This window comes from Eoetvoesiella sp. (genome assembly GCF_035555955.1).
Lineage (GTDB): Bacteria > Pseudomonadota > Gammaproteobacteria > Burkholderiales > Burkholderiaceae_B > Eoetvoesia.
Genome location: NZ_DATMGA010000011.1, coordinates 45,006 through 67,313, shown reverse-complemented (window position 1 = coordinate 67,313; position 22,308 = coordinate 45,006). Strand labels below are relative to the sequence as shown.

Below are 22,308 nucleotides of genomic sequence, written 5' to 3'. Positions count from 1 at the left end.
GCCGGCCCTTGGCCGTAAAGCGCCGCGGGCGTCGCTTCCAGAACCTTTGACAGAAGACCATCATGAACCCTATAGCCATCGTGCGCGCGGGCCGGAGCCGGCTCGCGCACGCCCTGCGCCTGGCCGTGCTGCCGTGCCTGCTGGGCGGCATGCAAGCCGCCCATGCGCAAACCAGCGATGCGGCCGGCCCCACGCCTGCCGCCCCGAATACAGCCTCCCAAGCTTCACGCACAGGCTCCGCCGCCAATGCCCCCGAAGCCATGCTCGCGCCCATCACCGTCACCGCCGGGCAACCGGCCAGCGGGCTGGACCCCCAACTGCCCGTCGCCGTGCACGTTACCGGTCCGGACGAGTTGAAGCAGATCAATATGATCAACACCGAGGACGCCCTGAAGTACCTGCCCAACTTCGGCATACGCAAGCGCTACATCGGCGACCAGAACTCCCTGATCTCCGTGCGCGGCACCAACAACTCGCAAAGCGCACGCGGCCTGGTGTATGCGGACGGCATGCTGCTCAGCAACTTCCTGGGCAACACCTACAGCTTCGCGCCCAAGTGGTCCATGGTGTTCCCCGACGACATCGAACGGGTCGAGACGTTTTACGGCCCTTTCTCGGCCCTGTATCCGGGCAATTCGATGGGGGCGACCGTGGCCATCACCACCCGCATGCCGACCAGGCTGGAGGCCTCGGCCAAGAGCCAGTTCTTTTCCCAGCACTTCGACCTTTACGGGATCGACAAGGACTTGCAAGGCTCGCAGCAGACAGCCAGCATCGGCGACAAAGTGGGCAGTTTGTCTTTCCTGATCGGCGCGGATCACCTGGAAAACACCAGCCAGCCCATGCAGTTCGCCACCCTGAAGCCATCGGCGACGCCAGCCGGCAGCGGCTACACGCACGTCCGCGGCGCGCAGCCCTACATCGACCAGTACGGCAAGCCCGGCCTCATCGTGGGCACCAGCGCCGAAGGCAGCGTCAGGCTGGTTCAGGACCAGTTCAAGCTGAAGCTGGCCTACGACATCACGCCGACGCTGCAGGCCGGTTTTTCCATGAGCTACTGGAACCGCCGCTACGACAGCCGCAACGACACCCTGCTGTACGACGATGCCGGGCGGCCCGTGTACGCCGGCCAGGTCGATATCGGCGGCCAGGCCTATACGATAGACCCCGGCGCCATGGCCGACAGCAGCGGCCGCAGCGAAAGCGCGCTCTATGGCCTGTCGCTGAAGACCCGCCACGCCCAGGGCTGGAACTACAGCCTGAACATGTCCAGCTTCGCGCTGATGAACGACACGCAGCGCACAGCCGACCTGGCCGGCCCCAACAACGGCCCCGGCTCCCTGGCCAGCAACCAGGGCAGCGGCTGGAAAACGCTGGAGGCGCAGGCCAGCTACACGCCGGCCGGCCATACCCCCGGCTCGCACCACATCGTGCTGGGCTATCACTTCGACCGCTACCGGCTGGACAGCAACAGCTTTGACACCGGCAACTGGCGGACCGGCGGCGCCGGCGCCCTTGCCCAGGCATTCCAGGGCACGACCAGCACGCAGGCCCTCTACGCCCAGGACGCCTGGCTGCTGGCGCCGCGCTGGACGCTGACGACCGGCCTGCGCTACGAGCAGTGGCGCGCCTACCAGGGATCGCGCGCCAGCGGCGGCGCCACGCTGGACTATGCCCCACGCAGCCAGAACGCGCTCTCGCCCAAGGCCTCCCTGGCCTATGAGCTGGGCAAGACCCTGACGCTAAGCGCATCGCTGGGCAAGGCCTACCGCTTTCCCACGGTCAGCGAGCTGTTCCAGGGCAGCGTGGCAAGCGGCGCCATCATCAACAACGACCCCAATCTGAAGCCCGAAAGCACGCTCAGCAAGGAACTGGCGCTGGACTGGGACGCGGGTGTGGGCCAGGTGCGCGTGGCGCTGTTCCAGGACGACGTCAAGGACACCCTGTACTCCCAGACCGACACCACCGTCTACCCCAATATCACCAACATCCAGAACATCGACAAAGTGCGCAACCGGGGGGTGGAACTCGACTTCCAGGGCTACGACGTCGGTGTGCGGGGGCTGGACCTGGCGCTGGGGGCCGGCTACACGCACTCGACCATTCTGGAGAACTCGCGCAGCCCGGAAACCGAGGGCAATCTGTTTCCGCGCGTGCCGCGCTGGCGGCTGAACGCCTCGGCCACCTGGCACTTCAACCAGGACACCGCGCTGACGGTCGCCGGGCGCTACTCGGGCCGGCAATACAACACGCTGACCAATACCGACACCAACCCCGATACCTATGGCGGCTCCAGCACCTTCCTGATCGTGGACGCCCGCCTGAACTACCGCTGGAGCCAGCACGTGGAGGCCAGCCTGGGCATCAACAATATTTTCAACAAGCAAGCCTTCATCTACCACCCCTATCCGGGCCGCACCGTGCTTGCCGAGCTGAAGATCAGGCTGTAACGCCCGCCGGACAGTCACGATACGACAAGCGTTTATACTGGAGCCAGTGACACATTCCCGAATTGCCCGCAATGGCAATTCGGCGTAAAGTCAGATCAAGTAAAGTCGAATCAAACTTTACCGGTTAACCCGTTTACCCCGTGTAAACATTTCCAATGGGCAACCTGAGTCACCTATGTTCGATATCCTGGTTTACTTATTCGAAAACTACTACACGCCGCAAGCCTGCCCCGACGCAGACGTCCTGGCGCACAAGCTGGCCGCGGTGGGGTTCGAGCACGACGACATCGACGAAGCCCTGGGCTGGCTGTACGGCCTGGCCCAAACTACCGAGCAATGCATCGCGCTGGCTCAAACGCCGCAAAGCAACAGTCGGCGCATCTTCACCGAACAGGAATACCAGGCCCTGGGCACCGAGGCCATAGGCTTCATCAGCTTCCTCGAAAGCTCGGGGGCGCTGCCGGCGGTGTTGCGCGAAATCCTCATCGAGCGGGCCCAGGCCACGCACGAATCGCCCATTCCCCTCGAAAAAATCAAAATCATCGCCCTCATGGTGCTTTGGAGCCAGGAGGCCGAAATCGACCACCTGGTGCTCGAAGAACTGCTCACCGACGACCACTCCCGGCCCTCGCACTAGGGCCTGTTAACCCTTGCTGTATTCGTCCCAGGCTCTGCGAGCCAGACAGGGCTATACGGGGCGGTTCGCCCCCAGTCCCAGCGGCCCCCTGCACGACGGGTCGCTGGTCGCCGCCATGGCCAGCTTTCTCGACGCCCGCGCCCACCAGGGCCGCTGGCTGCTGCGCATCGAGGACATCGACACGCCCCGCGCCGTGGCGGGCGCCGATCGCCTCATCATGGGCCAGTTGCAGGCCCTGGGCATGCACTGGGACGGCGAGCCGGTCTGGCAGTCGCGCCGCCACGCCCTGTATCAATCGGTGTTCGACGCCTTGAACGCCCAGGGATGCGTATACGGCTGCGGCTGCACCCGCCAGGAAATCGGCCAGCGCGCCTATCCCGGCACATGCCGCAACGGAGTGCGGCCCGGCAGGCCGGTGCGCGCCTGGCGCTGGCGCGTTCCCGAGGGCATGGTTCACTTCCATGACCGCTGGCTCGGCCCGCAGCAACAGAATGTTGCAAATACGGTGGGCGATTTCATCGTGAAGCGCGCCGACGGCCTGTGGGCCTACCAGTTCGTCGTCGTCATCGACGACTGGAAGCAGGAAATCACCGATATCGTGCGCGGCGCCGACCTGCTCGACTCCACCGCCCGACAGCGGCTCCTGGCCGGCCGCCTGGGCGCGCCCTGCCCTGATGTCATGCACGTGCCGCTGGTCCTCGACGAACACGGGCACAAGCTTTCCAAGCAAAACCACGCCCCCGCGCTGGACGGCTCCGATCCCCTGCGCACCCTGGACCGCGCCTGGCGCAGGCTGGGGTTCGAGTCCCTGCCGGGGGCGGAAAACATCGAGGCATTCTGGAAGGCCGCACTGCCGCAATGGGCCGCCCGCTTCAACATTTGATATATTGAATTAGCGGATCATCCGGCCAAACAGCCAGGTCATCGTGGAACACACGCCCGCCGGCGCCCCGGACAGCCGGGCATTCCGGGGTCGAAACATAGTTGTTTCCGCCTCCCGGTGGTGCTTTCTGTCTGGTGCGACTTGCATTGTGCATTTGTCCCCCCGTATGATCCGCGCTATCGCTGCTGTAAATGCAGTTACTGGATATACATGGACAAAACGCTGATCATTGCCGAGAAACCCTCGGTTGCCTTAGACATCTCCCGGGCCCTGGGCGGGTTTACGCGGGAAGGCGACTACTTTGAAAGCGAGCAATACGTGCTCGCTTCCAGTATCGGCCACCTGCTGACCCTGGTGGCGCCCAACGACCCCGTGCGCGGCAAATGGAGCTTCACCCACCTGCCCGTCATTCCTCCCCAGTTCGAACTCGGGCCGGCCGACAAACGCTCGGCCGAGCGCCTCAAGCTGCTGGTCAAGCTGCTCAAGCGCAAAGACGTCACCGCCGTCATCAACGCCTGCGACGCGGGCCGCGAGGGCGAGCTCATCTTCCGTTACATCGTGCAATACGCGGGCGTCAAAAAGCCCGTGCAGCGCCTGTGGCTGCGTTCCATGACCCAGGCCGCCATCCGCGAAGCCTTCCAAAGCCTGCGCGACGACGAGACCATGAAGCCGCTGGAAGCGGCGGCTCGCTCGCGCGCTGAAGCCGACTGGCTGGTGGGCATCAACGGCACGCGCGCCATGACCGCCTTCAACAGCAAGGACGGCGGCTTCTTCAAGACCCCTGTCGGCCGCGTGCAGACCCCCACGCTGGCCATCGTCGCGGAACGCGAAGAGCGCATCCGCCGCTTCGTCCCGCGCGACTACTGGGAGGTGCACGGCACCTTCGTCGCGGCCGCCGGCTTCTATACCGGCCGCTGGTTCGACCCCAAGTTCACCAAGAACGAGCAGGATCCCGAGCAGCGCGATTCGCGCCTGTGGTCGCTCAATGCGGCGCAAACCATCGTCGCCGCCTGCCGCAACCAGCCCGGCAAGGTCACCGAAGAATCCAAGCCCTCCACGCAGATGTCGCCGGCGCTGTTCGACCTTACGTCGCTGCAGCGCGAGGCCAACTCGCGCTTCGGCTTTTCGGCCAAGACCACCCTGGCGCTGGCGCAAACCCTGTACGAGCGCCACAAAGCCCTTACCTATCCGCGTACCGATTCGCGCTACCTGCCCCAGGACTACCTGCAAACGGTCAAGCAGACCGTGCAGGCGCTGTCCCAGGGCGGCTCTTCGGCCGCCGCCAGCGTCCAGCCCTTTGCCGCGCAACTGGGCAAGACAGACTGGATCAAGCCCAACAAGCGCATTTTCGACGACAAAAAGGTTTCCGATCACTTCGCCATCATCCCCACCCTGCAGATCCCCCGCGATCTCAGCGAGGCCGAAGGCAAGATCTACGAACTCATCGCCCGGCGCTTCCTGGCCGTGTTCTTTCCGGCTGCCGAGTTCCGCGTCACCACCCGCATTACCGAGGTCTCGGGCCACCACTTCAAGACCGAAGGCAAGGTGCTGGTCGAGCCTGGCTGGCTGGCCATCTACGGGCGCGAGGCCCAGGGCGACGACACCACGCTTGTCGCCGTAGCCGACAACGAAACCGTCAAGACCGACGAAATCGAGGCCAAGGGGCTGGTCACCAAGCCGCCCGCACGCTACACCGAGGCCACGCTGCTGTCGGCCATGGAAGGCGCGGGCAAGCTGGTCGACGACGAAGCCCTGCGCGAAGCCATGTCCGAACGCGGGCTGGGCACTCCGGCCACCCGGGCAGCCATCATCGAGGGCCTGCTCAACGAAGGCTATCTGCGCCGCGAAGGCCGCGAGCTCGTGCCCAGCGCCAAGACGCGCCAGCTCATGACGCTGCTGTCGGGCCTGGGGGTCAACGAACTCACCTCGCCCGAGCTCACCGGCGAATGGGAGCACCGCCTCAAGCAAATCGAACAGCGCCAGCTCGACCGCGACGAATTCATGCGCGAAATCGCGCAAATGACCCAGGTCATCGTCAAGCGGGCCAAGGAATACGAACGCGACACCGTGCCCGGCGACTACGCCACGCTTGCCACGCCTTGCCCCAAATGCGGAGGCGTCGTCAAGGAAAACTACCGCCGCTACGCCTGCACGCAATGCGACTTCTCCATCGGCAAGCACCCGGGCGGACGCACCTTCGAAGTCCCCGAGGTCGAAGAACTGCTGCAAAAGCGCGAACTGGGCCCGCTGTCGGGCTTCATCAGCAAGATGGGTCGGCCTTTTTCCGCCCTGCTGCGCATCACCGACGAATTCAAGCTCGAATTCGACTTCGGCCAGAACGACGCCGAAAACTCGGAGCCCGTCGATTTCTCCGGCCAGACCTCGCTGGGCGCCTGCCCCAAATGCGGCGGCCGCGTGTTCGAGCATGGCATGAACTATGTATGCGAGAAATCGGTCGGCCCGGAAAAAACCTGCGACTTCCGTTCCGGCAAAATGATCCTGCAGCAAGAGGTCGCGCCCGCCCAGATCGTCAAGCTGCTGGCCGACGGCAAGACCGACCTGCTGGAAGGCTTTGTGTCCAGCCGCACCAATCGCAAGTTCAAGGCCTACCTCGTCAAGCAGCCCAACGGCAAGATCGGCTTCGAGTTCGAAGCCCGGCCCGAAAAACCCGGCGCCAAGAAAACTGCGGCCAAGAAGGCGGCAAGCACGGCTGAACCGGCCACGACGGCCAGCGCGGCGGCCAAGGCGCCGACCAAGGCCGCGGCTAAAAAAGCGCCCGCCAAGAAAGCGGCGGCGAAAAAGACGGCGGGAAAAACAGCGGCCAAGAAAACAGCGGCCAAAAAGGCCGCAGCCAAAAAAACATCCGGCGCCGCGCTGGACGAGAACGACCCGCCGTTCTAAAGTACGCAACGGGCCGGCCCTCGCCGGCCCACCATGCCGAACCACCGGCGGCCAAACGCCCGCCGACCCTTGAACCCGAACCACCATCGCCTCCACGCGGCAACCATACCTTTACCGCCACCCTATGACATCCGCCTCCGAGCCCTGGCATTCCGTAAGACAATCCACCCTGCACGGCAACGGCGTATTCGCCGCCCGCGACATTCCCGCCGGAACCCGCATCCTCGAATACGGCGGACGGCGCATCACACCCGAGCAGGCCGACGCCATGCATCCGGTCAACCCGGACGATCCCTTCCACACCTTCTTCTTTGCGCTCAGTTGCGGCAAGGTCATCGACGGCGGCAATCGCGGCACCGACGCCCGCTGGATCAACCACTCGTGCGCGCCCAACTGCGAAACCCAGGAAAACTCCGCCGGCACTCGCGTCTACATCATGGCGCTGCGCGATATAACGGCCGGCGAAGAGCTGTTCTACGACTACGGCCTGGTCATGGAAGGCAAAATCACCAAGAAGCTGCAAAAGCAATACCAATGCCTTTGCGGCAGCAGCGAATGCCGCCACACCATGCTGGCCCTGCCGGAAAAAAAGGCCAAAAAGAAAAAGTCGAAAAAAGCTGCCGACGGCCGCAGTGAAGGCAAGCGCAAAGCCAAGGACGGCAAGGACAAGCCGCAAAAAGACAAGGGCGGCAAGAAAGACAGGCCAGAAAAAGTCGGCAAGAAAAAAGCGACAGGCTAAACGAAACCGAAAGCACCCAAGCTGAAACTGCACAAGGCCAGAGAAGGGATTTCGCCACTCATCGCCACCGCAAGGCCGGGGAGCGCCTGTGCCGGCAAGCGAAGTTGGAGCAAGCCATGGCGGCGGCCGTTTTCGGGGTGCAAGCGAACAGCTGTTTGAGGACGGCGTTTACGGCCAGCCGGGGGCTGGCCGTTCGTCCGAGCTTTTGCCGCCGGGCCGCCCCAAGGCAAAAGGCGCCCCCTCGGGGGCAGCAAGCCACGTAGTGGCGAAGCGTGGGGGCACTCTATATGAGCGCCCGAAAACGGCTGACGGCATGGGAAGCCCCGGCACCGCCGGGGCCGCAGCGACCTGAGCGCGCCGGTGCAGGTGCTCCCTGGCCGCTCAAGAACCCAAAAAACCATCCGCCACAACAAACCGCAACCCAATAACAAGGATCTAGGGCGAATACGGGTCAAAGGCTGGCCAGCCTGAACGGCTTCACAGCGAACATAAACACATCAAGCGCCGCTTGGGTCGAAATGCCTTGCCAAGCCCTGCCAGCACTCGGAATAATCGGCCTGCAATTGCGAAGACTCCAGCGCAAAGCGTGTCGGCTTGATGACAGTGCGGGTTTCGAACATGAACGCCATGGTGTCCTCGACCTTGTGCGGCGCCGACGTGTCGGAGGCGGACGCCTTCTCGAACGTGTCGGCATCCGGGCCATGCGCCGTCATGCAATTGTGCAGGCTGCCGCCTCCCGGCAGGAAACCTTCGGCCTTGGCATCGTAGACGCCCGTAATGAGGCCCATGAATTCGCTGGCGACATTGCGGTGGAACCAGGGCGGCCGGAAGGTGTTTTCAGCCACCAGCCAGCGCGGCGGAAAGATGACGAAATCGATGGTGTCTACGCCCGGCGTATCGCTGGGCGACTGCAGCACCAGGAAGATGGATGGGTCGGGATGATCGAAACTGATCGAACCTATGGTGTTGAACCGCCGCAGATCGTACTTGTATGGCGTGTAGTTGCCGTGCCAGGCCACCACGTCCAGCGGGGAATGATCGATATCGGCCCGCCATAGCCGGCCGCCGAACTTCGACACCAGCTCGAAGTCGCCGTCGATATCCTCGTAGGCCGCCCGCGGCGCAAGAAAATCGCGCGGCAGGGCAAGCCCGTTCGAACCGATGGGCCCCATGTCGGGCAGCTGGAAAGGCGCGCCGAAATTCTCGCAGACATAGCCGCGCGCCTCGCCGTCGGGCAGGTCGACGCGGAACCGGACGCCCCGCGGCACCACGGCGATTTCCAGCGGCTCGATGTCGATGACGCCCATCTCGGTGGCCAGGCTCAGCCGGCCCTGTTGCGGCACGATCAACAGTTCGCCGTCCGCATTGTAGAAATAGCGGCCCCGCATCGACGCATTGGCGGCGTACAAATGAATCGCGCAGCCGCTCATGTGCTCGGGCGAGCCGTTGCCGGCCATGGTCACCAGCCCGTCGACGAAGTCGGTCGACGCCGAGGGCATGGGCAGGGGATCCCAGCGCAGTTGATTGGGCGGTGTGGGCGGAACGGCGCCGAAATCGCCGACGATGCGGTCGTTCTCCAGCGGCGTGAAAGGCTTGTGCACCGCAGCCGGCCGTATCCGGTAAACCCAGGAACGCCTGTTGTGGCTGCGCGGCGCCGTAAAGGCCGTGCCTGACAATTGTTCGGCATACAGGCCGTAGGCCGCGCGCTGCGGCGAATTACGGCCGACCGGCAAGGCGCCGGGCAGGGCCTCGGTGGCATGCTCGTTGCCGAAGCCCGACATATAGCCGGCGTTCGATGGCATTGCGTGGCTGGACGCCGCGCCGTTTTTCTGTGTCATGGTCATTCCTCAACCCGCCACGGCCGTGGGGCGGGCACGCTGCGCCGGGGTGTTCGCAGCGCCCTCTTGCTGCGCGGCGGCTTCGGCCTGAGCCTCCTGCTTGATCTGCTGCTCGATGAGCCAGCGGAACTGGCCCAGGGCGGAGTCCAGGCCGCAGGCGACCGGCTCGAACGAGGGGTCGGCGGCGATGTTCTCGGCCTGCGAGGTGATGATGGCGCGGTCTTCTTCGAAGGCCGCCAATATGCTGGTGTACAGCGCCTCGCTGACCTCGAGCTTGTCCTTGTCGAAATTGCGCGGCTGGGCAAAGAAGTAATGGCAGGTGTTCTCGGTTTCAGGCGTCACCACCTGGCAATGGCGGAACTCGATACCGCCTTCCCGGTTGCCTTTTTCCGCGCCCTGGCCGGCCGGGGCAAAGCCCGAATCCATGATCAGCACGCCGGGCAGCAGAAAATCGTAATTGTTCCAGCGGTCGACATTGCCCGTCATGCCTTTGGCCGCCAGCAGCTTGGCCACGAACGGCGCCGCCGGCCTGTCCATGAACCAGCGCGTAATACGCAGGCCGCGCGGCAGGCGCTCTATTTTGGAGCGCAGCTGCGCGTACTCTTCCGAGCCGCCCAGGGTATTGGGATGCACATAGGAAAGATGCGAAAAATCCAGCAGATTGTCGTTCACCAATTGATAGTTGACGTCGTAGTGCAGGCGGCCCGGCTTGGTGCAGGCCCAATCCGGATCGTCCAGCCAGTGCGTGTCGGGGATCAGGCTTTCGTCCGCGGCAGCCGCATCGCCCATCCATAGCCAGATCCAGCGATGGCGCTCGACCACCGCGTAGCTGCGCACGTGCGCCTTGGGGGGAATCTGGGACTGGCCGGGAATCTCGATACAGGCGCCGGCTGTATTGAAGAGAAAACCGTGGTACATGCATCGGACGTTATCGCCCTCCTTCCGCCCTATGGACAGCGGCGCGCCGCGATGGCAGCAGCGGTCGTCCAGCGCGTGGATGGCGCCGGCCTCGTCACGCCAGAACACCAGCCTCTTGCCGCAGATGGTACGCGCCATCAATCCATCCGCCTCGACTTCATGCGACCAACCGGCCACATACCAGCAGTTCTTCATAAACATGATTCCAGTCTCCGTAAGCTCGCGCCTCAGGCGCTTTGCGCAGCCCGCGCAATCAATGCCTTGAGCCGGTCTGCGTCGTCGATTTCCAGCATCGCCAGCAGGGCGAAACGGCCCAGCAGCGTCAAGGCTTTTTGTTCGCCGGCCTCGCCAAGAACCCGGCACAATTCCGTATACACGGCATCCAGTTCGAGATCGTTCATGCGGACCTCCGTTGGGTTGTCTTGCCCAGCAGGACGGCAAAGGCGTCCACGAGTTCCTGCCCCCGCAAGGCAAGCCAGCGGCCGAAGACATGGCCATCGGGCCGCACCACGTAGACCCCACCCGCCTGGGCGCCATAGAGCCCGGCCACCTTGCCATCCGGATCGACAAGATATTCGTCGCCGCTTGCGCCTTGCTCACGGCCGCATACAGCCAGGGCGCGAACTCCAAGACCGGACTCGCGCAAGCTTGCGACGGCCTGGTTCAGGTCGGCCGGCAGTCCGGCGGCATCGCCGAAGGCCAGCACCAGAAACTGGCCTGCCCGGACCAGTTGCGTGACATGCACGGTCGACTCGCGCCCCTGGGCATCCACATGCCGCAATGGCGCGCTTTGCAAAACTGCGCCGCGGCGCGGCCCCGCGGTGAACCGGGCGTCGTGGTCGCCGGCGGCGACGGCCGGGGAATCCTCGTAGTGGATGGCGCTGGTCTGGCGCGGATTGATCAGGGACCGGACGCCCGGGGTGTCCAGGGCCAGGTCGAGCACCGCCTCGCGCATCATCTGGAATGCGAACGTGGGCGGAGCCATGAATTCGGTGCTTTTCATGCCTTGCCTGAGGTTTTCACGCGCCGCGAAAACACGCTCGACCGAGTACGAATCGAGCAGGGAAGGATCCGCCCGCCCCTTCATGACGGCCGCCAGCTTCCAGGCCATGTTGTCGACGTCGTCGATGGCCGAGTTGGCGCCGCGCACGCCGAAGATCGGCACCAGGTGCGCCGCATCGCCGGCGAACAGCACGCGGCCGTGCCGATAGCTGTCCAGCGTGAGCGCATTGGCCTTGTACAGCGAGATCCACAGCGGCGACCATTCGGCGGTCTCGCCTATCATTTCGAGGTGCGCCTGGACCCGCGGCAGGACGTTCTCGGCCTTGACGGCTTCTTGAGGGTCTTCGTCGTCCCGGATCTGGTAGTCGATGCGCCAGATGTCGTCGGGCTGCTTGTGCATGAGTATGGTCGACCCCGGATTCGACGGAGGGTCGAACCAGGCCAGCCTTTCGGTGGGCAAGGCGCTTTTCAGCGCGATGTCCGCAATGATGTAGATGCCTTCGTAGGCGGTGCCCTGCAGGTGCAGGCCCAGGGCCTCGCGCACCTTGCTGCGGCCACCGTCGCAGGCCATGACCCAGTCGGCCTGGATGCGGTATGGCTGGCCGTCTTCTTGTTCGACGTCGAGCATGACGCCGCCGTCCTGCGGCGCAACGCCCGTTACCCGATTGGCCCAGCGTATGTCGGCCAGCTCGGAATAGGATTCGAGCGCATGCACGAGGTATTCCTCGATGTAGTACTGCTCGATGTTGATCATGGGAGGAAGATGCTGGTTGGCATCGTGCGGCATCGAAAAATGCAGCACCTCCTGGTTGCGGTAATACGAGCGGCCGCCCGTCCAGGGCAGGCCTTTTTCAAGAATCTCGCCAACGGCGCCCAGCCTTTCGAAGATTTCCAGGCTGCGCCGTGAAATGCAGATGGCGCGGCTGCCGAAGCAGACGGAATCGTCTGCCTCGATGACCACAGACGGGATACCCTGCACCGCCAGGGCCAGGGCGGCGGTAAGACCCGCCACCCCGCCGCCGACAATGACAACACCGTGATGCTCGGTTTCCGAACCCTTGCGCGGCCTGGCTTGCCGCTTGATGAACTCGAAGGGGTATGGCTTTAATTCTGTGGTCATGCCGCGCCTGCCTGCTTACTTGCTTGTTGCGTACTGCGGGTTATGGATGGACAGCGACTAATCGATGTACTTCCACTTGCCGTGTTCGATCTTGACCATCACCTGGCTGCGGGCATCCGCGCCGTTGTGATCCTTGACCGACATGGTGTAGACACCCTGCGTCAGCACCAGGTCCTTGACGTTTTCAAGCGCATCGCGCAGGGCCACGCGGAATTCGGGCGTACCCGGCTTGGCTTTCTTCATGGCGACGGGAATGACATTCTTCAGGAACAGGGTTACGTCCCAGATCTCGGCGCCGAACAAGGAACGCGAACCCGGGCCATGGATTTTCTCGAATGCCTTGATGTAGGGCACCGCTACGGCTTTGCTCGCGTTGCTGTCGGGCAACTGCTCGGCAACCAGCATGGGCGCCACGGTCATGAGCGTGCCCTCGATGGCCTTGCCGCCAATACGCAGGTAGTCGTTGTTGGCCACAGCCTGGGTTTGATACTGGGTGCCCTTGTAGCCGCGGTTCGTGAGTTCGATCTGCGGCATGGCTGCCGGCGTGCCGGACGCTGCGATGAACACGGCGTCGGGCTTGGCCGCGATGATCTTCAGAGCCTGGGAAACGAAGCTGGTGTCGGTGCTGCCGAAACGTTCGACGCTGACCACCTTGATGCCCGCCGCGGGCGCGTATTTCTCGACGTCATTGATGAACACCTGCCCATAGGCATCGTTCGCCCCCACGACGGACAGCGTTTTTTCGCCCCGCTTCTTCATGGTGTTGAAGATGTTGTCGAGCTGGATTTTTTCGGAGGGCGGCATCTTGAAGACCCAGGTGCGCGCGCCTTCCTGGGGATAGATAATGGCGCCGCCGCCCGACAGGGACAGCATAGGCGTTTTGGTTTCGCCGGCAACCTGCATGGCGGCCAGCGCGGTGGGTGTCACCGACGGCCCCACCAGAATATCCACCTTGTTCTCGCTGGTGAGCTTGCGGGCCGCCAAGGCTGCCTTGGTGGGGTCGGAGGCGTCGTCCAGCACGGTGACGTCGATTTTTTGCCCGGCGATTTCCTTGGGCCACATTTCCAGGGTTTGCTTCTCGGGGATGCCCAGCGAAGCGGCCGGCCCCGTCAGCGACAGAATCACTCCCACCTTGACGTCGGCATGAGCCGAGCCAAAAGCCGCGCATACCGCCAAGCCTACCAATAATTTACGAACATTTCGCATTGTTGTCTCCGGTCTTGTGAAAAGTGTTATTTTGAACTTTTTTATTATCTAATGATAAACAAGTCTAGATTTAAGAAATTAAATTGTCAACGCATTTATTTTTGTGAGACGATTCCTCCTAAGAAACAGCGCCTGTCAAGCGCCACGATTTTCACTACGGAAGCCTGTTTGTCATGTCATCTTCTCCCTCGGTCATCAACCGCGTCCTGGCCATTCTGAATCTATTCGGAAAGCACAAGCCGCTGGTCGCGATCGAAGAAATATCCACCGCGCTTGAAATCAGCGCCGCATCGGCTTACCGCTACGCCAGCGACCTGACCGAGGCCGGCATGCTGTCCAGAACCTCGGGACGCTACCGGCTGGGGCCGAAAATCATCGAGCTGGAATACCTGATTCGCTCGTACGACCCCATTATCCAGGCCGGACACGACCTGATGCACGGCCTGGCCGAGATGACGGGCTGCACCATAATGCTGTGCAACATCTACGACAAAACCATAGTGAACGTATTTCAGGTGCAAGGCAAGCAGCCCGTCGCGCCCCTTACGTACACCAAGGGCCTGCGGATGCCGCTGTTTCTCGGCGCCCAGGCGCATATCGTGCTCGCGTACATGAACCGGCGCAAGCTCAAGCGCTTCTACGAGGCGGCGCTGGAAGACCCCGCTACGGCCCAGTCGGCGCGCGCGATCGGTGACGACTGGCAGACCTTCACCAAGGCGCTCAAGCAAATCCGCCATCAGGGGTATTACATCTCGCACGGCCAGCTCGACGCGGGCGTGACCGGCATCGCCGCCCCCGTGGTCAGCGGCAAGGAAATCCTGGGCAGCCTGGTGCTTACCCTGGACACCGACAAGCCCGCCGCACTGAGCGAGGAAACCCTGGTGGGCCTGGTCGTGCAGACCGCCAGCGAAATCTCCAGGCGCATGGAGCCGGTTCCGGGGCTTACTTGAACGCCGTCTCGATGAAGCTGCGCAGCTTGCGTGAATGCAGGCGCTCGGGCGGCATGTCGCGCAGGCCTTCCAGCGCCCGGATGCCGATGTGCAGGTGCTGGCCCACCTGGCGCCGGTAGAAGTCGCTGGCCATGCCGGGCAGCTTCAGCTCGCCGTGCAGCGGCTTGTCGGACACGCACAGCAGGGTGCCGTAAGGCACGCGAAAGCGAAAGCCGTTGGCCGCAATGGTGGCCGATTCCATGTCCAGGGCGATGGCGCGCGACTGCGACAGGCGCTGCACGGGCTCGTGGTGGTCGCGCAGCTCCCAGTTGCGGTTGTCGATGGTGGCGACCGTTCCCGTGCGCATGATGCGCTTGAGCTCCCAGCCCGACAGTCCCGAGGCCTCGGCCACCGCGTCTTCGAGGGCGACCTGGATCTCGGCCAGGGGCGGAACCGGCACCCATAGCGGCAAGTCGTCATCCAGAACGTGGTCCTGCCGCACATAGCCGTGCGCCAGCACGTAGTCGCCCAGCCGCTGGGTAGTGCGCAGCCCGGCGCAATGGCCCAGCATGAGCCAGGCGTTGGGGCGCAGCACCGCCACGTGGTCGGTGATCGTCTTGGCGTTGGAGGGCCCGATGCCGATATTGATCAGCGTGATGCCGCTGTGATTCTCGCGCACCAGATGGTAGGAAGGCATTTGCGGCATGCGCGTAGGGGCCGGGCCGCTGGGAACGGCGCCGGCTCCGCGTTCGGTCACCACATTGCCCGGCTCGACCAGGGCGGTATAGCCGCCTTCTTCCTTGGCCAGGGTCTCGCGCGCCCACTGGCAGAACTCGTCGATGTAGAACTGGTAGTTGGTGAACAGCACGAAATTCTGGAAATGCCGGGGCGCCGTGGCCGTATAGTGCTGCAGGCGATGCAGCGAGTAGTCGACCCGGGGCGCCGTGAAAGGCGCCAGCGGCTGCGGCTCGCCGCCCCGCCCGCGCCAGGTGCCGTTGACGATGGCGTCGTCGGTGACCACCAGGTCGGGCACATCGAAATGGTCGCGCAGCGAATCGCCCAGCGCATCCGAATACTGCCCTTCGACGTACTGGCCGTCGGTAAATGCAAAATGCAGCGGTATCGGCATGTCGGATTCGCCGATCTCCACCGGCACGCCGTGGTTCTTCAGCAGCAGCCCGATCTGCTCGCGCAGGTAATCGGCGAACAGGGAAGGCTGGGTGATGGTGGTCATGTAGTTGCCCGGCTCGACCACATGGCCGTACGACAGGCGGCTGTCCACTTCCTGGTAGGTGCTGACCTTGATGCGTATGGCCGGGTAATAGGCCCGGGCGCGCTGGCCCGGCGTGAACCGGCCGGCCGCATAGTCGGCGAAGGCCGCGCGGATGAAAGCGGTATTGCGGTCGTAGATTTCGATCAGGCGGTCAACGGCGGCCTGGGCGTCGAGATACCCGGTAAACGGAATGAACTGCGGCAGCACGGCCGGGCCGGCATAGCCGGAAGACTCTTGCATGAACGACTCCACGATGCGGCATGATCAAAAACAGTAAGCGAAGTATATAGCTAGAGAAGGCGGCAAGCCGCACTAGCGGCGCAGCGTGGGGGCACTCATCAGACCAACTGATCCATGAAGGAGGCGAGGGCGATGTCGCGTTCGGTGACGCCCTTGGCATCGTGGGTCGTCAGGGTGACGCTTACCCGGTTGTATACATTGCTCCATTCGGGGTGATGGTCGAGCTTCTCGGCCTGCAGGGCGGCCCGCATCATGAAGCCGAAGGCTTCGTTGAAGTTCTTGAAGATATAGGTCTTGTGTATGGCATCGCGCGACTCGACCGCCGACCAGCCTTCCAGAAGCAGCAGCGCCGACGGAGCGCCGATGAGTTTGAGCTGAGCTTTCATGATTCCGGCTCCTTGATTGCGGATGAATGATGGAAACGCACGGCTGCCGGCCAGCCACCGATAATGAACTTTAAGTAGCAAGTCCTTGAACTTCGCTGATATTGAGTCCTTCTACTCTACAGTCCATACTAATAGTAATTGACAACTGTTGCCATACTATTACCTTCTTTTTGGCTATTTTTACCCAAGGATCCCGATATGTCACAACGAACCCAGCAGCATGGGCTGCAGATTGCCACCGTACTGCACGACTTCATCCAGAATGAAGCCCTGGCGGGCACCGGGATCTCCGCCGACGCCTTCTGGGCCGGGTTCGCCAAAATCATCAACGACCTGGCGCCCAAGAACCGCGCCTTGCTGGCCGAACGCGACCGCCTGCAGGCCGAAATCGACGCCTGGCACCACCAGAACCCCAACGGCTACAAAGACCTGCAGGCCTACCAGGCCTTCCTGAAGAAAATCGGCTATCTGCAGGACGCGCCCGACTCCGTCGCCGTCGACACGCAGAACATCGACGTCGAATTCACCAGCCAGGCCGGCCCGCAGCTGGTCGTCCCCATTACCAACGCACGCTACGCCCTGAATGCCGCCAACGCGCGCTGGGGCAGCCTGTACGACGCCCTGTACGGCACCGACGCCATTCCCGAAGACGACGGGGCCGGACATGCCGGCGGCTACAACCCCGTGCGCGGCGCCAAGGTCATCGAATTCGCCCGGCGCTTCCTGGATCAAAGCATTCCGCTGGCCAGCGGCTCGCACGCCGACGCCGCCCGCTATTCGGTGGCCGACGGCAAGCTCGAAGTCGAAATGCACGACCGTTCCAGCACCTCGCTGGCCCGGCCCGGCCTGTTCCTGGGCTACCGCGGCCAGGCCTCCTCCCCCGAGGCCCTGGTGTTCCGGCACAACGGCCTGCACTTCGAAATCCAGATCGACAAGAACAGTCCCATCGGCCAGCAGGACGGCGCCGGCATCAAAGACATCCTGCTCGAGGCCGCGCTGACCACCATCATGGACTGCGAGGACTCCATCGCGGCCGTCGATGCCGACGACAAGGTGCTCGCCTACCGCAACTGGCTGGGCCTCATGAACGGCACCCTTACCGAAGAAGTCGCCAAGGGCAGCAAAACCTTCACCCGCAAGCTCAACCCCAATCGCAGCTATACCGACCTGCAGGGCAACACCCAGACCCTGGCCGCGCGTTCGCTCATGCTCATCCGCAACGTGGGCCACCTCATGACCAACCCGGCCATCCTCGACGCCGACGGCCAGGAAGTGCCCGAGGGCATCATGGACGCCGTCGTTTCCTCGCTCATCGCCATGAGCGACCTGAAGCTGCGCGGCAACTCGCGCGCCGGCTCCATCTACATCGTGAAGCCCAAAATGCACGGCCCGGCCGAGGTCGCCTTCACCAGCGAGCTCTTCTCCCGCGTCGAGTCCCTGCTCGGCATCGCGCCCAACACCATCAAAATGGGCATCATGGACGAAGAGCGGCGCACCAGCGTCAACCTCAAGGCCTGCATCGCCCAGGCCACCGCCCGCGTCGCCTTCATCAACACCGGCTTCCTCGACCGCACCGGCGACGAAATCCATACCTCCATGGAGGCCGGCCCCATGGTGCGCAAGGGCGACATGAAGCGCAGCGTCTGGATCGACGCCTACGAACGCAACAATGTGCAGGTGGGCCTGCAGTGCGGCTTGCGCGGCCGCGCCCAGATCGGCAAGGGCATGTGGGCCATGCCCGACCTCATGGCCGACATGCTGGTGCAAAAAATCGGCCACCTCAAGGCCGGCGGCAACACCGCCTGGGTGCCGTCGCCCACCGCCGCCACCCTGCACGCCCTGCACTATCATCAAATCGACGTCCAGGAAGTACAGCGCGGCATGGAAGGCCAGAACGAACCCCTGCTCGAGAAAATCCTCACCATTCCCGTGGCGGCCGAGCCCAACTGGTCGGCCCAGGAAATCCAGCAAGAGCTGGACAACAATTCGCAAGGCATCCTGGGCTACGTCGTGCGCTGGATCGACCAGGGCATAGGCTGCTCCAAAGTGCCCGACATCCACGACATCGGCCTCATGGAAGACCGCGCCACGCTGCGCATTTCCAGCCAGCACATGGCAAACTGGCTGCGCCACGGCATCACCACCAAAGAGCAGATCCTCGAAACCATGAAGCGCATGGCGGCGGTGGTCGACAAGCAAAACCAGGGCGATCCGGCCTATCGGCCCATGGCGCCCAACTTCGACGACTCCATTGCCTTCAAGGCAGCGTGCGATCTGGTCTTCAAGGGCCTGGAACAACCCAACGGCTACACCGAGCCCCTGCTGCACCACTGGCGCCAGGTCGCCAAGGCGCGCGGGTAAGGCCTTGCATTGCCCACAGCCCCGGAATCCTCCCGGGGCCGGTTCGCAACCGCCAAGCAAAACGCCGCCTTCATGGCGGCGTTTGCGCAAAGCACGCCTCTTCGGGCGGCCGCTACCCTGGGCCGTCCGAAAAGCGCGGCAGATTCCAGCGATAGCTTAGCGACAGATAGCGCAACGCGAAGCATATGACGATGCCCACCCAGGGCACCCATTGCTGCGGCCAGGCGAACGTGTCTCCGAGCACCTGGATGACGGCGGCCACCAGCGCCGCCGATGCGTAGATTTCCTTGCGCAATATCAGGGGCGTGCGATTCAGCAGGACGTCGCGCAGCACGCCGCCGCCGACGGCCGCGGTAACGCCCAGCATGACCGCCACCTCGATGTTGTGACCGTAGACCAGAGATTTATGGGCGCCGAATACCGCAAAAAACCCCAGACCCAAGGCGTCAAAAAGCTGCACGGGATTGGTCATGCGCTTTACCAGCGGATAACATGCAATGGTCAACAAGGACGCCAGCACGGCAACCGCCAGATAGCGCCAATCGGACAAACCCGCCGGGGGGATGGCGCCGATGGCGACGTCACGCATGATCCCACCACCGCAAGCCACGATATAGGCGATCGACAAGACACCGAACAAATCGAGCCGTTTCTGCCGGGCCGCCACCGCACCACTGATGGCGAACGCGAACGTGCCCAGCATGTCGAGCGCCGTAAAAAACATATGCTCGTTCATGCCTGCATCAACCCTTGCACAGCCACGCCGACGCAGCGGTCAGCATGGACTGCAGCCCCGTTTTCAACGTGGGGTCGAGCACCGGTGCGAACTTGGGCGAATGGTTGCTGGGAATGGCGTTGAGCTGGCCGCTTGCGACCGCGTCGTCGTAGGTTGCGGCATCGGTGCCGCCCACGAACCAGAACACATAGGGAACCCTCCAGGCGCGCCCGAAGATGCTGAAGTCCTCGCTGGCCGCAGCCGGCGGGGTTTCGTAGGCGCAGTCGCCGAACTGAGCCTTGAACGCGCCGGCCACCTTCGCGGTCGCCTCGACATCGTTGCGCGTCAGCGGATAGCTGCTCAGCGGCGTGAACTCGGGCTCCCGAGGCGAATTGGACGCCGCGCATTCGGCGCAACATATGCGCCGGATCGCCCCCAGCACGTGTTTGCGCACGTTTTCGTCGTAGGTGCGCACATTGAGCTTGAGCGTCGCCTCGTCGGGGATGATGTTTTCTTTCGTGCCCGCCTGCAGCGCGCCTATGGTCAGTACGGCGCTGTCGGCAGGCGCGATCTCGCGCGACACCACGGTTTGCAGCCGCATGACGGTGGAAGCGGCCATGACGACCGGGTCGATGGCGGTTTGCGGCTGGGAGCCATGGGATCCGCGCCCGAAAAGCCGAACCTTCAGGCTGTCGCCCGCCGACAGGATGGTTCCGTCGCGATACCCCACCGTGCCAGCCTTGCCCACCATGACATGCTGGCCAAGAATGATGTCCGGCTTGGGGAAGCGCTGCATCATGCCATCGTCGATCATGCTTTGCGCACCGCGGCCAACCTCTTCGCCCGGCTGGAACACCACCATCAGTGTCCCCGCCCACGCATCCGTATTCTGGGCAAGAAGCTGCGCCGCGCCAAGCAGCCAGGTTACGTGCAGGTCGTGGCCGCAACTGTGCGCCACGCCGGTATCGAAGCCGTCTTCATCCTTGGCCGTAACGGTGCTGGCATACGGCAGTCCGGTGGCTTCGGCCATGGGCAGCGCGTCCATGTCGGCGCGCAGCATGACGACGGGACCCTCGCCATTTTTCAGGACGCCGACAACCCCGGTCGCCCCGACTTCGCGCGTTACCGTGTAGCTGCCAAGGTTTTCCAGGAAATCGGCGACAATGCCGGCCGTACGCACCTCTTGCATGGAAAGTTCGGGGTTGCGGTGCAGGTCTTTGTAGATGGTTTCGAGCGCCGGCAGCATGGCTGCAGCGGATGCCTCAAGAGCCTGGGTCAGAGGATTCATGTTTTTTCCATTGCACGGTCGGCGCCAGCGGTCGATGCGCCAGGCGCCTTGAAAATGCGCATTCCAACAGCCGGATTGAGGCGGAACCCGCCGCAGCGCAAGCGGATGCGTCAACGCTGGAAATCAATGCTCGACAATTCGTATCATATACCTTCGAGTCCCGCGCCGGACACCGCCCTCCGGCCGCGGCGATAAGTACCTTCAGCGGCGGCCCCCGTCCCGTCAACCAAGCCGCTGGCGAATGATTTCAACGAATACGCCGGCCCCGATCGGCGAGGTGTCATCGTCGAAGTCGAACTGCGGATGGTGGCAGGTCAATCCATTGTGGCCCAGGTAGAAATACGACCCGGGCCGTTCTTCCAGCATGAACGCAAAATCCTCGGAAGCCATGAGCGGATCGGCGTCCTCGGCCACGTTTTCCTCGCCCACCACGCTTGCGGCCGCCCGCCGCACGACCTCGGTCTGCTCTTTGGTATTGATGGTGGGAGGCGAGGACTGCAGATGCTCGAACGTGACCGCGCAGCCGTGAGTCTGCGCCGCGCCGTCGCAAACCGCCCGCATGCGTTGCAGGATCAGCGCCTGCGCCTCTTTGGAAAGCGTGCGCACCGTGCCTTCCAACTGCGCGGTTTCGGGGATGACGTTGATGGCCGTTCCGGCGTGGAACTGGCACACGCTGAGCACGGCTGAATGAAACGGGTCGACGTTGCGGCTGACGATACTCTGCAGCGACTGCACGATCGACGCGCCGACCACGATAGGGTCTATCGATTTATGCGGGAATGCCGCGTGGCTGCCCACGCCCTTGATATGGATGCGGAACAAATCGCAGGCCGACAATATGGCCCCGACCCGCACGCCGATCTTGCCGGCCGGGATGCCGTTGTTGTTGTGCAGGGCATAGATTTCGTCGCAGGGAAACTGCGTGAACAGTCCCTGGCGCACCAGTTCAGAGCCGCCGCGCAATGTTTCTTCGGCCGGCTGGAAGATGAAGTGCACGGTGCCCTTGAAGTCGTCATGGGAAGACAGGTACTTGGCGACACCCAGCAATATGGACGTATGGCCGTCGTGGCCGCAGCCATGGAACACATTGTCGTGCACCGACTTGTGCGCGACATTGCCGGTTTCCTGCATCGGCAGGGCGTCCATGTCGGCGCGCAAGCCTATGGTCATGCCCGGCCCGCGGCGGCCGCGCAAGGTGCCGATGACGCCGGTCGTGCCGCCAAAGCCGGCAACCACCTCGATGCCCCAGCCCTGCAGCAGCGCCGCGACCTTTTCGGCGGTTCTGTGCTCTTTGAAACCCAGCTCCGGGTATCGGTGTATGTCGCGCCGCCAGTTCCTCATATCGGCGCCCAGCGCCTGTACTTCAGGATTCAAGCCCATTGTTCCAGCTCCTCGGATATTCAGGATTTGCGGCAAGGCGGG

At 63.4% G+C, this 22,308-nt stretch carries 17 protein-coding genes; 7 read left to right on the top strand and 10 right to left on the bottom strand.

From position 1 onward, the window contains the following. Window positions 1-62: 62 nt before the first annotated feature. The 5 genes from VNT00_RS02160 to VNT00_RS02140 all read left to right on the top strand — a co-directional run bounded on the left by VNT00_RS02160 (window position 63) and on the right by VNT00_RS02140 (window position 7,610). Complete coding sequence (locus VNT00_RS02160; RefSeq protein ID WP_325584034.1) at window positions 63-2,450, top strand: TonB-dependent receptor; 2,388 nt, start codon at window positions 63-65, stop codon at window positions 2,448-2,450. A 175-nt stretch (window positions 2,451-2,625) separates the two neighbouring features. Further along, the gene (locus tag VNT00_RS02155) at window positions 2,626-3,087 is read left to right on the top strand and encodes a Smg family protein (RefSeq protein WP_325584032.1); all 462 of its coding nucleotides are present in this window, start codon (window positions 2,626-2,628) and stop codon (window positions 3,085-3,087) included. Between the two features lie 13 nt (window positions 3,088-3,100). Next, complete coding sequence (gene gluQRS / locus VNT00_RS02150) at window positions 3,101-3,970, top strand: tRNA glutamyl-Q(34) synthetase GluQRS (RefSeq protein WP_325584030.1); 870 nt, start codon at window positions 3,101-3,103, stop codon at window positions 3,968-3,970. Between the two features lie 210 nt (window positions 3,971-4,180). Beyond that, window positions 4,181-6,871, top strand: coding sequence for a DNA topoisomerase III (locus VNT00_RS02145; RefSeq protein ID WP_325584028.1), 2,691 nt, complete (start codon window positions 4,181-4,183; stop codon window positions 6,869-6,871). A gap of 124 nt (window positions 6,872-6,995) precedes the next feature. Further along, entirely contained in the window at window positions 6,996-7,610 is a 615-nt protein-coding gene (locus VNT00_RS02140) for an SET domain-containing protein (protein ID WP_325584026.1), read from the top strand. 497 nt (window positions 7,611-8,107) lie between these two features. On the opposite strand, the gene hmgA is transcribed toward VNT00_RS02140, so the two are convergent. The 5 genes from hmgA to VNT00_RS02115 are packed head-to-tail and all read right to left on the bottom strand — an operon-like array spanning window position 8,108 to window position 13,694. Then, window positions 8,108-9,412 (bottom strand): homogentisate 1,2-dioxygenase, encoded by a 1,305-nt coding sequence (gene hmgA / locus VNT00_RS02135; protein ID WP_325584238.1) that lies wholly within the window; start codon window positions 9,410-9,412, stop codon window positions 8,108-8,110. 45 nt (window positions 9,413-9,457) lie between these two features. Further along, on the bottom strand, window positions 9,458-10,567 hold the full coding sequence (locus VNT00_RS02130; RefSeq protein ID WP_325584025.1) for an aromatic ring-hydroxylating dioxygenase subunit alpha: 1,110 nt from the start codon (window positions 10,565-10,567) through the stop codon (window positions 9,458-9,460). 26 nt (window positions 10,568-10,593) lie between these two features. After that, window positions 10,594-10,767, bottom strand: a complete 174-nt coding sequence (locus VNT00_RS02125; RefSeq protein ID WP_325584023.1) for a hypothetical protein — start codon at window positions 10,765-10,767, stop codon at window positions 10,594-10,596. Further along, window positions 10,764-12,488, bottom strand: a complete 1,725-nt coding sequence (locus tag VNT00_RS02120) for an FAD-dependent monooxygenase (protein WP_325584021.1) — start codon at window positions 12,486-12,488, stop codon at window positions 10,764-10,766. Before VNT00_RS02120 ends, VNT00_RS02125 begins: the two co-directional genes overlap by 4 nt. A gap of 57 nt (window positions 12,489-12,545) precedes the next feature. Then, complete coding sequence (locus VNT00_RS02115) at window positions 12,546-13,694, bottom strand: ABC transporter substrate-binding protein (protein WP_325584019.1); 1,149 nt, start codon at window positions 13,692-13,694, stop codon at window positions 12,546-12,548. 173 nt (window positions 13,695-13,867) lie between these two features. On the opposite strand from VNT00_RS02115, the gene VNT00_RS02110 reads away from it, so the two are divergent. After that, window positions 13,868-14,644 carry an IclR family transcriptional regulator gene (locus tag VNT00_RS02110; protein WP_325584017.1) on the top strand — a complete coding sequence of 259 codons (777 nt, stop codon included), beginning with the start codon at window positions 13,868-13,870 and terminating at the stop codon, window positions 14,642-14,644. Here VNT00_RS02110 and VNT00_RS02105 read toward each other — a convergent pair. Continuing rightward, window positions 14,637-16,136, bottom strand: a complete 1,500-nt coding sequence (locus VNT00_RS02105; protein WP_325584015.1) for an AMP nucleosidase — start codon at window positions 16,134-16,136, stop codon at window positions 14,637-14,639. The genes VNT00_RS02110 and VNT00_RS02105 overlap by 8 nt on opposite strands. 98 nt (window positions 16,137-16,234) lie before the next feature. Beyond that, the gene (locus VNT00_RS02100; RefSeq protein ID WP_325584013.1) at window positions 16,235-16,522 is read right to left on the bottom strand and encodes a 4a-hydroxytetrahydrobiopterin dehydratase; all 288 of its coding nucleotides are present in this window, start codon (window positions 16,520-16,522) and stop codon (window positions 16,235-16,237) included. A gap of 198 nt (window positions 16,523-16,720) precedes the next feature. Between VNT00_RS02100 and VNT00_RS02095 the strand changes: the two genes are divergently transcribed. After that, window positions 16,721-18,883 carry a malate synthase G gene (locus VNT00_RS02095; protein WP_325584011.1) on the top strand — a complete coding sequence of 721 codons (2,163 nt, stop codon included), beginning with the start codon at window positions 16,721-16,723 and terminating at the stop codon, window positions 18,881-18,883. A 112-nt stretch (window positions 18,884-18,995) separates the two neighbouring features. Here VNT00_RS02095 and VNT00_RS02090 read toward each other — a convergent pair whose 3' ends face one another. The 3 genes from VNT00_RS02090 to VNT00_RS02080 form a co-directional block, all read right to left on the bottom strand. After that, window positions 18,996-19,619 carry a trimeric intracellular cation channel family protein gene (locus VNT00_RS02090; RefSeq protein WP_325584009.1) on the bottom strand — a complete coding sequence of 208 codons (624 nt, stop codon included), beginning with the start codon at window positions 19,617-19,619 and terminating at the stop codon, window positions 18,996-18,998. Window positions 19,620-19,626: 7 nt separating this feature from the next. Further along, entirely contained in the window at window positions 19,627-20,886 is a 1,260-nt protein-coding gene (locus tag VNT00_RS02085; RefSeq protein ID WP_325584007.1) for a M20 family metallopeptidase, read from the bottom strand. Window positions 20,887-21,108: 222 nt separating this feature from the next. Continuing rightward, window positions 21,109-22,266, bottom strand: coding sequence for a M20 aminoacylase family protein (locus tag VNT00_RS02080; protein WP_325584005.1), 1,158 nt, complete (start codon window positions 22,264-22,266; stop codon window positions 21,109-21,111). Between the last annotated feature and the right edge of the window lie 42 nt (window positions 22,267-22,308).

Bases quoted from the DNA above. Each gene is read 5' to 3' on its own strand.
- VNT00_RS02110 (WP_325584017.1), top strand. From the start codon at position 13,868: ATGTCATCTTCTCCCTCGGTCATCAACCGCGTCCTGGCCATTCTGAAT.
- VNT00_RS02140 (WP_325584026.1), top strand. From the start codon at position 6,996: ATGACATCCGCCTCCGAGCCCTGGCATTCCGTAAGACAATCCACCCTG.
- VNT00_RS02100 (WP_325584013.1), bottom strand. From the start codon at position 16,522: ATGAAAGCTCAGCTCAAACTCATCGGCGCTCCGTCGGCGCTGCTGCTT.
- VNT00_RS02130 (WP_325584025.1), bottom strand. From the start codon at position 10,567: ATGTTTATGAAGAACTGCTGGTATGTGGCCGGTTGGTCGCATGAAGTC.
- VNT00_RS02120 (WP_325584021.1), bottom strand. From the start codon at position 12,488: ATGACCACAGAATTAAAGCCATACCCCTTCGAGTTCATCAAGCGGCAA.
- VNT00_RS02105 (WP_325584015.1), bottom strand. From the start codon at position 16,136: ATGCAAGAGTCTTCCGGCTATGCCGGCCCGGCCGTGCTGCCGCAGTTC.
- hmgA (WP_325584238.1), bottom strand. From the start codon at position 9,412: ATGCCATCGAACGCCGGCTATATGTCGGGCTTCGGCAACGAGCATGCC.
- VNT00_RS02125 (WP_325584023.1), bottom strand. From the start codon at position 10,767: ATGAACGATCTCGAACTGGATGCCGTGTATACGGAATTGTGCCGGGTT.
- VNT00_RS02090 (WP_325584009.1), bottom strand. From the start codon at position 19,619: ATGAACGAGCATATGTTTTTTACGGCGCTCGACATGCTGGGCACGTTC.
- VNT00_RS02080 (WP_325584005.1), bottom strand. From the start codon at position 22,266: ATGGGCTTGAATCCTGAAGTACAGGCGCTGGGCGCCGATATGAGGAAC.
- VNT00_RS02115 (WP_325584019.1), bottom strand. From the start codon at position 13,694: ATGCGAAATGTTCGTAAATTATTGGTAGGCTTGGCGGTATGCGCGGCT.
- VNT00_RS02160 (WP_325584034.1), top strand. From the start codon at position 63: ATGAACCCTATAGCCATCGTGCGCGCGGGCCGGAGCCGGCTCGCGCAC.
- VNT00_RS02095 (WP_325584011.1), top strand. From the start codon at position 16,721: ATGTCACAACGAACCCAGCAGCATGGGCTGCAGATTGCCACCGTACTG.
- VNT00_RS02085 (WP_325584007.1), bottom strand. From the start codon at position 20,886: ATGAATCCTCTGACCCAGGCTCTTGAGGCATCCGCTGCAGCCATGCTG.
- VNT00_RS02145 (WP_325584028.1), top strand. From the start codon at position 4,181: ATGGACAAAACGCTGATCATTGCCGAGAAACCCTCGGTTGCCTTAGAC.
- VNT00_RS02155 (WP_325584032.1), top strand. From the start codon at position 2,626: ATGTTCGATATCCTGGTTTACTTATTCGAAAACTACTACACGCCGCAA.